General features: G+C 56.2%; 12 protein-coding genes. 10 read left to right on the forward strand and 2 right to left on the reverse strand.

Translation table 11 applies throughout. The features are described from left to right. From ACP99_RS21130 to ACP99_RS18395, 8 genes are all read left to right on the forward strand, one after another. Positions 1-542 (forward strand): hypothetical protein (locus tag ACP99_RS21130; protein WP_231554350.1); only part of this gene is annotated, 542 nt, incomplete at its 5' end. A 6-nt stretch (positions 543-548) separates the two neighbouring features. Continuing rightward, positions 549-962: a hypothetical protein gene (locus ACP99_RS18370; protein WP_049987972.1), complete on the forward strand. Its 414-nt coding sequence runs from the start codon at positions 549-551 to the stop codon at positions 960-962. 70 nt (positions 963-1,032) lie between these two features. After that, the gene (locus ACP99_RS18375; protein ID WP_049987973.1) at positions 1,033-1,275 is read left to right on the forward strand and encodes a hypothetical protein; all 243 of its coding nucleotides are present in this window, start codon (positions 1,033-1,035) and stop codon (positions 1,273-1,275) included. Next, the gene (locus ACP99_RS18380) at positions 1,268-2,743 is read left to right on the forward strand and encodes a hypothetical protein (protein WP_049987974.1); all 1,476 of its coding nucleotides are present in this window, start codon (positions 1,268-1,270) and stop codon (positions 2,741-2,743) included. The genes ACP99_RS18375 and ACP99_RS18380 overlap by 8 nt, the downstream gene beginning before the upstream one ends. Before the next feature lies 1 nt (position 2,744). Next, positions 2,745-2,915: a hypothetical protein gene (locus tag ACP99_RS20265; RefSeq protein WP_156105803.1), complete on the forward strand. Its 171-nt coding sequence runs from the start codon at positions 2,745-2,747 to the stop codon at positions 2,913-2,915. Between the two features lie 32 nt (positions 2,916-2,947). Further along, positions 2,948-3,520: a hypothetical protein gene (locus tag ACP99_RS18385; protein WP_156105804.1), complete on the forward strand. Its 573-nt coding sequence runs from the start codon at positions 2,948-2,950 to the stop codon at positions 3,518-3,520. Further along, complete coding sequence (locus ACP99_RS18390) at positions 3,520-4,347, forward strand: hypothetical protein (RefSeq protein ID WP_049987976.1); 828 nt, start codon at positions 3,520-3,522, stop codon at positions 4,345-4,347. Before ACP99_RS18385 ends, ACP99_RS18390 begins: the two co-directional genes overlap by 1 nt. Next, positions 4,340-5,311 carry a hypothetical protein gene (locus tag ACP99_RS18395; RefSeq protein WP_049987977.1) on the forward strand — a complete coding sequence of 324 codons (972 nt, stop codon included), beginning with the start codon at positions 4,340-4,342 and terminating at the stop codon, positions 5,309-5,311. Before ACP99_RS18390 ends, ACP99_RS18395 begins: the two co-directional genes overlap by 8 nt. A gap of 186 nt (positions 5,312-5,497) precedes the next feature. On the opposite strand, the gene ACP99_RS20270 is transcribed toward ACP99_RS18395, so the two are convergent. After that, the gene (locus tag ACP99_RS20270) at positions 5,498-6,502 is read right to left on the reverse strand and encodes a hypothetical protein (protein WP_156105805.1); all 1,005 of its coding nucleotides are present in this window, start codon (positions 6,500-6,502) and stop codon (positions 5,498-5,500) included. Between the two features lie 728 nt (positions 6,503-7,230). Then, positions 7,231-7,551, reverse strand: coding sequence for a MarR family transcriptional regulator (locus ACP99_RS18400; protein ID WP_197052520.1), 321 nt, complete (start codon positions 7,549-7,551; stop codon positions 7,231-7,233). Between the two features lie 193 nt (positions 7,552-7,744). Here ACP99_RS18400 and ACP99_RS18405 point away from each other — a divergent pair, with 193 nt between their 5' ends. Together ACP99_RS18405 and ACP99_RS18410 are read left to right on the forward strand one after the other, a co-directional pair. Next, a complete protein-coding gene (locus ACP99_RS18405; protein WP_049987978.1) occupies positions 7,745-8,011 on the forward strand; it encodes a hypothetical protein in 267 nt (88 codons plus the stop codon). Then, positions 8,004-9,032, forward strand: coding sequence for a site-specific integrase (locus tag ACP99_RS18410; protein ID WP_049987979.1), 1,029 nt, complete (start codon positions 8,004-8,006; stop codon positions 9,030-9,032). The genes ACP99_RS18405 and ACP99_RS18410 overlap by 8 nt, the downstream gene beginning before the upstream one ends. The last annotated feature ends 119 nt before the right edge of the window (positions 9,033-9,151 follow it).

The raw sequence follows: 9,151 nt of genomic DNA on the forward strand, positions 1-9,151 counted from the left end.
GGGTGACGCGGACGCGTCGCCCTTGCCCGCTACGCTTTCACAGCGTCAGCTCTACCCGACCAACAATCTGCTTCCGAAGAGCGTTGAATAAAACAGCTTTTATAAAATATACCACTTTCACCCGGCTGTCGGCGCTGCTACCTTCGAAGGTGTTCTATCCGTATTTGCAGATGTCGACTGAAACCCCAAGCTTCGACGATATGGAAGTCGTCGACGCACCGAACCAATCCGGTGACGACGACGCAGAATGGATTGAACTTGACGCAGGCGAGTCCGTTGTGGGCGAGCTGCGCAAGCGTCAAGAATCGCAGAAATATCCCAACGACATCCTCGAAATCGCCCGCGGCCTCGGCGACGTCGTGGTGATGTTCTCGAACAACCAGATCGACCGCACACTTGACTCTCTTGCTGACGACTACGGATCCGCTGAGGGTCTCGTTCTCGGGTTCAAGAAAACCGAAGAAACCCGAACGTTCACCCCTGACGGAGCTGACGAAGAAGTCGAGTTCAACATCTGGGAAATCCGGCAGATGAGCGGGTGATCTCTGATGACATCCAGTTCATCCTACGGTTCGTCGTTCTCCGGTGCGATCTCGGAGTACGCGAACCTTCGCACGCTCCCGGCGATCTTCTCCGTCGCGTTCGTCGCCACCTCGCTGTACCAGTTCGGCGGCGTCACGGAGATCACACTCGTTTGGCTCTCGAACTACTCGCTCACGGCTGAACACGCCGCACTCGCGGGCATCGCCGTGTACGCTGCCGCGTTCATGTCTTCGGAGACGAAGCGCTTCGAGCACTATGAGACGTGGGAGCAGGTGAGTCTCGGCCTCGTTCCGATCCTCACCCTCGGCTACCAGTACACCTCGCAGATCCCTGATCTGCTGAACTCGATCGGCGACCCGCTCGGCGCACAAATTGCGTTCCTCGCGACGTTGTTCGGCTGGTTCGTGGCTGTCCGCTGAGGTATTCCCCAATGTCAAAAGTTTTTCACGAAACCGACCGGCTAGTGGAACAGCCTACGGAGGTCGATCTATGAACCGTGCCCTCGTCGCGCTCTCGACGGTACTCGGAGCCGGATTCTCGGCGCTATCGCTGATCCTCACGAACCTCACGGTCTACGATGGCAGCGGCAGTATGATCGCGTTCCTTCCGCTGCTCGTCGCGCTGGCGATCGCCGGGATCGAGGCGCACCGCGGCGACGATCGCGACGACCTCCCCGACGAAGGACTGACCGACGAAGAAGTCCGCAAGCTCGGAGGTGAGCCGGATGCGTAAACGCATCTTCGCGATCTTCGCCGCGTTCCTCGTGCTCTCCTCCGGTGTCGCCGCCCCTGCTACGGCTGCGACTGAGGAAGATGCTGGCGAGGCCGCTTGCGGCGGCCTCGACTACCTGCTCGGTGTCACCTTCGCGAACACCATTACTGGCTCGGACTACAGCGTGTGCGAACCCTCCAACGACAAGTTGGAGGAGCTGAAGGAGTCTGATTCAAACCAGACTCACGTAGATCTGTACGAAGTTGCTACTGCTCAAAAAGCTAACAGCGAGGTTTACCTCGCCTCGAACGGCAACTACGTCAACGATTCTGAATCCGTCGCGTGGATGAAGATGCAGGTCGCTGTCGCTGAGGCGTACCAAAACGGCTCGTCTGAGGCTTCTGCGAAGGTCGCTGCACAAGAAGCTATCAACGAGTATTATGCTACCAAACAGAAGAACCTGATCGAGCAATGGAACACCTCGGTCAGCCAGTACCAGTATGTACGGTCTGCGGCTCAAGATGAGAGCATCGGTGGCGTGACCGGATTTCTTGAGTCTGAGAGTGGCGACTACGATACCGAAATATCGTTTGAGACCACTCAAATGACCCTCGCAACTGGCAACACGTCGGATGCCGAAGCCGTCCGTCTGCAAAAACCTAACACGGTCGATAGTAACTGGCTGATGGACCCATCGGCTAACGATATTGACTGGACCTCTGAAACAGGTAACCAGCACGTCAACTCTGACGGGTTGTTCGTGACTCCGCCAGATTCGCTCTCGTCGAGCAGCGATGTGTACATGGTCCGGTGGAGTGAGTACGCTGATCGGTGGAGTCAGATCAACAGTATGAACTCCAACCTCAAGACGGAGTCTCAGGCGTTCGTCGAGGCGACGTATGCCGACTTCGAGACTGGACAGATCAACGCCTCCGACGTGATCTCCTCGAATACCGCGATGTTCGAGTACGGCACCGAGTACGACTCGAACGATTCGCTGTACAACACCGTCGGCGCGCTCTCGATGATGGGATTCGACACTCCCAATATGACCTCCTCAGGAACCATGGACGTTGTCTACAACGGTGACACGTACACGGGTATCCTGATGGCTAACAACGCTCCTAACGGGACGTGGAACACCGGAACAACCTACAACACCTCGAATATCGAGGGTCCGGTGTTCATCGCGACCGTCGACGGCACTAAGGTCGATTTCCCTGAAGGTGCCGAGTTCACCGTCGAGCAGATGCGGAACCGCGACGGCCAGAACACAACGAGCGTTGAAACGACGGAGTACGTGTACAAAACCTCGAACACGTCTGAGCTGTTGGAGATGCAGCAGCAACTCTCCGATCTCCGAACGGAGATCGAGGAGCGCGAGCCGGACAGCGGCGGTGGCTCTGGTGGGGGCTTCCCCCAGAGCACCATCATCGCTGGCGCTGCACTCGCCGGAGCAGCCCTGCTGCTCGGGAGGGGTAACCAATAGAATGTACTGGCTCCTGACCTCACTCCTGCCAGTCAGGCAGGTCGCCGCGATCGCGCTGATCGTCCTCGGCCTCGAAGCCGCGGGCGTCGACGTGATCGCGACCGGCCTCGATCTCCTCGGCGATGCCCTCGGCATCCCGAGCTGGTCGTGGTCCGCGATCTCCCCGTGGTAGTGAACTAACCTCTTACCCCTACCCGCTTCGATATGAACCACAAACCCGTACTCATAGCTGTAGTATTGCTCGCGCTGCTCGTCGCGCCACCAGCGGCGGCACAAGCGACTGACCAACCGACGAACTCGACGGCCACGCCCACGGCCACGCCGCAGCCCGAGGACAACTCGACGGCAATCCTCGCCCTCGACGGGCGCACGGATGTCGTCGAGAAGTCCTACAACCGGAACACGGGCGTCCTGACACTGACGTTCGAGTCCCAACGCTACGCTCCCGTGCAGCTGCTCGTCATCGAGGACACGGATGCCTCGACCGGCTCCGCATCGTTCCAAACGGCGAACCTCAATCCCGGCGAACGGACTGAGGTACAGATCGAAGCGCCGCCGAATAGTCGTGTCTGGATCTCGACGGATCTTTCACGAGAGAACGGCGAACTCCACTTCGTCAAAACGACGGAAGGCTCGGCGCTGCTCTCGGGCCCGTGGTCGGGTGCTGACGTACGTGATGCAGGCGCTGCCTCTGCTGCGGGCGTCGCGCTGATGGTCCTCTACAGGCTCGTGCTCGAACGCTCTGCGGTCAACAAGGACGGGGAGCGTGTCGCGTAATGACTGAACCTGAATCACAGAGCAATCCCAAAGAGACCACCGCTGAGGACACGCGCACAGGTCACTCAGACCGCCCCGACGACCCACGGTGGTTTCGCGCGCTCGTCTGGCTCGTCGTCCGTGGGAAGTACCTCCTCGGCGCTGCCGCACTGGTCGCGGTCGCCGTCCTGCTCGTGACCGGAACCGATGTTCCTCGAACCGTCAAAGTCGGCGGCATCGCGTTCATCATCTCGACATTCACCCTCGGACGCTGGACCGCTGGCCGCGCCGCTGATCTGTTCGACGGCCCCGGCTGGGTCTGGCTCGTCGACGTCGACTTACTCGATCTCGACGGCGCGGGAATCTACCGCTGGCCTCGCCCCCGCTGGAAAGAGGTCGACGTCGTCGACGGGCAACTCTACTGGTCCAGTCCGTCGCTCGCATTCGGGAAGAACGTCGATCTCGATGAGAATACCGTCGACGGTGTCTGGCCCGGAACGCTCGACGATCGAGAGCTGATGACTGCACTGTCGAAGGTCCACGAGCTGCGGAATGTCCTCGAAGAAGATGCCCAGCGCGGGTTCGCGATCGAGACGCAAGTGTTCTCGATCGTCCGATCTGCCACGAGGCAGGCGGTCCTCTCCGTGGTCCAGACCTTCGAGAAGTCGACGCTCCCTGATCGAGGCGAGTCGATCAATCGCGCGATCGACGACGCGATTGAACAGTTCGACCTCGACCGCCACGTACAGGGCCGCGACGATGATCCACTCGACGACTTCGAGGACAAGATCGAATCGGCTGCGGACGCATCTGCCTCGAAGCAAACGGAGGATGCGACCGATGGGTGACACTGATGACCGACTCCTGAACGCGTCAAAGCTGTTCGAGCAAGCCCGTGGTCGGATGGATAACGAAGCGGGTCTACTCCCTCACGCTGGTCTCCCGCTCACTGAGGCAGACCACAGTGTCCTCTCGTTCCTTTACGATGACCCGATCAGTGAGGAGATGGACGCGTTCGAGGAGACACAGCTGGGCCAAGTCGTCGACGCACATTTACGATCGGAGAGCGCCACCAGAGCGATCAAACAGGGTGACGGTGCGGCGATGTCGTACCTCGTCGGAATCACAGAACAGGATCTCGATGCCAGCGCGCTTACGCTCCCGGCCCAGATCCTCGGTGAACTCGACCGAGACGGCGCGCTGACTACGGTCCTCGCAGCTGGTGATCCGAATACGGGGAAGACTAATTCCGCGTGGCTCCTCGTCGAACTCGGTCAAATCCTCTGGGATGATCTACTCGTTCTGAGTAATGCTCGTGCGGGTATCGTCGACGAACGGGTGACTACTTGCCACGATCTCGCTCTGTCGCTGCTGGAACACCGGGATGTTCCGAAGGCGGTCGTGATCGACGAAGGATCTACTCACTTCGATGCACGGACGAACTCTCGCGACGTTGCGACACAGTGGTCTCCGCTGCTCAAGCGGATGAGCAAACTCGGCGTCGAGCTGGTGATCGTAATCGGTCACACGGGGAAAGACGTCGACCCAGAAATGAAGCGGCTCACGTCGCTGGCGTTCTACAAAACGGAACCGAAGACCATCAAATTCTATCGCGAGTGGCCCGCTGACTCCGATCGACCAACAGACCAGCTATTCGGTGGTTCAGTCGAATCACTCGAAGCCACGTCGGTTCAATACGATCCCGATGAACCGGCCCCATGGAGTTGGAACCTTCGCTCGAACCTGTTCGATCTCGACCTCTCGTGGCCTGCTCTCTTAGCAGAGCTTCGAGATCGTGGCCCAACTGAGTGAGGCCCGCCCTCCTCTGGGGCGGTCTCTCGTGACTGCGGTCGCGGGCAAGCGTGACCGAAGCGAGACGCAACGGACCCAGCGAAAGCCCGGAACGGCGTAGCCGCACGCCCGGAACGAGGCCGTACCGTCGATGCTGAGGAATTCCCGTTTTCACTTCACGACGAGGAACTACGCGTATTTGCTATATTACTCCCAAATGGGATTGTCAGGTGCCGTTTTTAGACTGGCTGCGGAAATGTAATGATAGATCCCAGTTACTGCACTAACTATCAAAAGAGTAGCATATATTGCAAGTGGCAACCCTATTCCAAATTGGGCGAGCCCATATTCGCTTAATATGCTCTGTTCGGAACTGAGGAGTACCTCCCACCATAGGAGTGCAAGTAAGGAATTGATGGTGAGAAAGGCGAATAGAGTTGTTAGCACTGGTTGCTGAATTTCTGGCTTTAATCCACTGATTTCGGGGAATTTGATCGAACTAAAGGCTATGAAGATGTTCCATCCTTCTTGATTTACCCATTGAATCACTCCACGAATTACTACTATAATTAGTTGTATTCCGAGGTAGGAGACTGCAAAGGTAAGGACGAATGAACTTATCAAGATGGTGTAGCCGGAGTACCTTCCAACAGCGAATCCACCTACCGTAACTACCAGAAGACCGAATACAATCAGTGCTGTTGCATCTTCTGCCTTGTTGTAGGCGTCCTCCAATTGCTTCTGTTGCTTTCGTAGTCTTCTTGCGTTGGCATATATTAGATCATTCCAGTCTGTTTCGGAGCCATAACCTGAAATTTGGTGAGGAAACGCCAAGTTTGACTCTCCCCCTAGGAACGGCTCTGGTGGCTCAGAGTTCAGTACACCACGTAGGGAAGACAGTGCTTGGGAAAAAACAAGGCCTGAGACAAAAATAATCGTAATCCCTTCCACGGCAACGGTTAATGAGCTGGCATCAATCAAGATTTTCGGTGCGAAACTTTCGCTTCCAAATTCTGCCCGAAATGCTTGTATAGAGGATATGAATCCCCCAAAATTTTGGATGATACGGACTATGAGAGAGAACCCGAAGACGATGACGACTGCTAGAATGGCCCGCATAAAGCTAAGGGCCTGTTTCTGTTTATGGTTGTAAATATTGAGTTGCCTGTTGAGAATGTGCTGAGTCCCACGCTCGTTCTCTTCGGCATCCATAGTTGGTGAGGTAATGCTGAATATTTGGCTCTGTTGAAATCCTATTGATACGACAGCTCTCTCGCTTCAACAGGCGTTAGGTAGATATGCGTATATTCCGTCTACAAACGCTTCCACCGGCGCAAAATACATCCGTAATTAACGATGATACAACAGGTATGGAAAAGAAGGACCTTTTTGAACAAATAAAGAATGGGAACGCTCCAGCACATCTCAAACAACAGGACGTTGACCGTATGGCAGAGGAATACGATTGGCCATCCTGCCCGAGGGTCGATCAACCCAGCTCAAACGATTATTAGCTCGACTGTAGTGAGCGATTCATCAACTCATTACTAAAGCAACGACTGTAGCCCGTCTGCCCACCCATCCACCTACCCACCCCTATTCAGGGTTGGAGTAGGAACCCCGCACGACCCTCCTCGTGGGGGGAGTGCGGGGTTCTTTCTAACGTAACGGCCACCGTCGAAGGTACCCAGCATTTAGATCGCCACGCAGATACGCTAATCCCTCTGATGTAATTTCATACATATCCTCATATACTGGAACAATGAGCTGTCGACGCGTTAGTTCTTCACACCGTTGTTTAACGTATAACTCATCGACTCCAAGTTTCTGCAGGTGTGGATCATCTGCGATGGTCTTTGGAGTCGCCCACGAAGTTTCAGATAATTGTTCGAGAATTCGCTCGTCAGTCGGGTACATCCACCGTCCCATCTGTCGGACATTCATTGACTGGCCTGATCACTTCCTCTCTCGGTGGAGGGCTCGGTTGTGTTAGTCGATACTTCACCCGATTCTGTAGCGTCGTACTCGCCTTTCAGGTAGGCCTCTCCCTCAGGAGTAATTCGGTAGACCGCATTCGAGACTTCCTGAACAAGTCCGTGGTCAGCTAGCTTCTGACATCGCTGACCCACATAAGCGCGGCTATATGGAATCCTGCTATCATTGGCAATTTCGGATGGTCGCATAAACCCACCCTCGTCCTCTTTGAGGAGTTCGAGGATGCGTTCATCGAGGAGAACCATCCATTTGCCCGATTTTCGCATATATTCTATCGACACGGGAGTACATTATAACCTGAGTATCGTTAGTATCTATTCCACCCGAAACTATAACACCAGTTAGTACAGATAGTATCAATGCGGAGCCACCGAGTAGGATACTGATGACTCTGGTTGGTCGGTAGAAGCCGGGACCGTGCTACCACACGGCCCCGATAAGGTGGCTTCGTGCCTCGTGATGAGTGAAGCCAGCAATACGGGCAAAGCCCGCACGGACTCGAAGACGCTACAGTTTGAAAACAACTCTGATCAATCCGACGACGACCCAGCAGCACAGCTGCTCGTCGAGGAACATCTTCACGTCACTGTCGATTACAACGGGAACCCCGTCGCAGTGTATCGAGATTCCGAACCTGCGACGACGGCAGCTGATTCTGAGACCGAGAACCGGGTTGCTGGCGTCTGGATGGACGTCCCGTTACTCGTGGAGGATTCCGATGAGTGACGATCTCCGAGATGTTGCTCCGAGCGTCGCGAAGGACATTTACCTGCAACAGCGCTGGGATGATCTCAGCGACGCGACCCGACAGACCCACGGGTATCGAATTCAGGCATTCGTTGACTGGCTCGACGAGCAGGGCATTACGAGTATGGCCGAAGTCGACGGGCTGACAATCCACAATTATCGGGTTGATCGCCGTGAGAATGACGATCTGAAAAAGGTCTCTCTACAGGGCCAGATCTCGACCATTCGGCAGTTCCTTCGCGTACTCGCGTCAGTCGAGGCTGCTGATGCTGAGGTCGCTGAGAAAATCCTCCTTCCCACGGTTCGGAAAGGGGAGGACGTCAACGAGGAACTTTTGGAGACCGCCCGCGCGCGCACGCTGCTCGAATACCTCGATCGGTACCAGTACGCTTCTCGGGAGCACGTGGAACTCCTCTTGATGTGGAGGCTGTCAGCTCGTCGAGGCGGGATCCGTGCGCTCGATCTCCGTGATTTTGACGATGACGACGAGACTCCGGTCCTCAAGTTCCGGCACCGTCCGGAGTCGGATACGCCGCTGAAGAACGGGAAGTGGTCGGAACGGGACTGTCTGGTAAAGAGCGAGAAACTGGCGCAGGTTCTTCGTGATTACATCGATGGGCCTCGGAGGAGAACCTTCGACGACTACGACCGTGCTCCGCTGCTGACGACGCAGTACGGACGGGTCGCTCTCGGTACGATCAAACAGGATATGTACCGGATCACTCGCCCGTGCAAGTACGGCGTGGAGTGTCCGCACGATCACGACCCGGAAGAGTGCGATGCGGCGCGACACGATGGCGCGAGTACCTGTCCCTCGTCCCGATCTCCGCACAAGATTCGGACGGGTTCGCTTACTGCTCACCTTGACGCTGGTACTCCGAAGGCAGTGCTGAGTGATCGAGCTGACGCGACAGAAGATACACTTGATCGACATTATGATCAGGCGTCAAAGCGGGAGCAAATGCTTCGTCGAAAGGACTTCATCGCGGAGGATCTATGATCAAAAATCGCATTACTGCTTGGGGGTCAAATCGGAATCGCACTAATCAGACTCCGCGTTGGCCCACCTTCCACACGGTCGGTCTCTGACCGGCCGTGGTTGGGGCCCTCAACTCCCCA

This window comes from Halobellus rufus (genome assembly GCF_000739575.1).
Classification (GTDB): domain Archaea; phylum Halobacteriota; class Halobacteria; order Halobacteriales; family Haloferacaceae; genus Haloquadratum; species Haloquadratum rufum.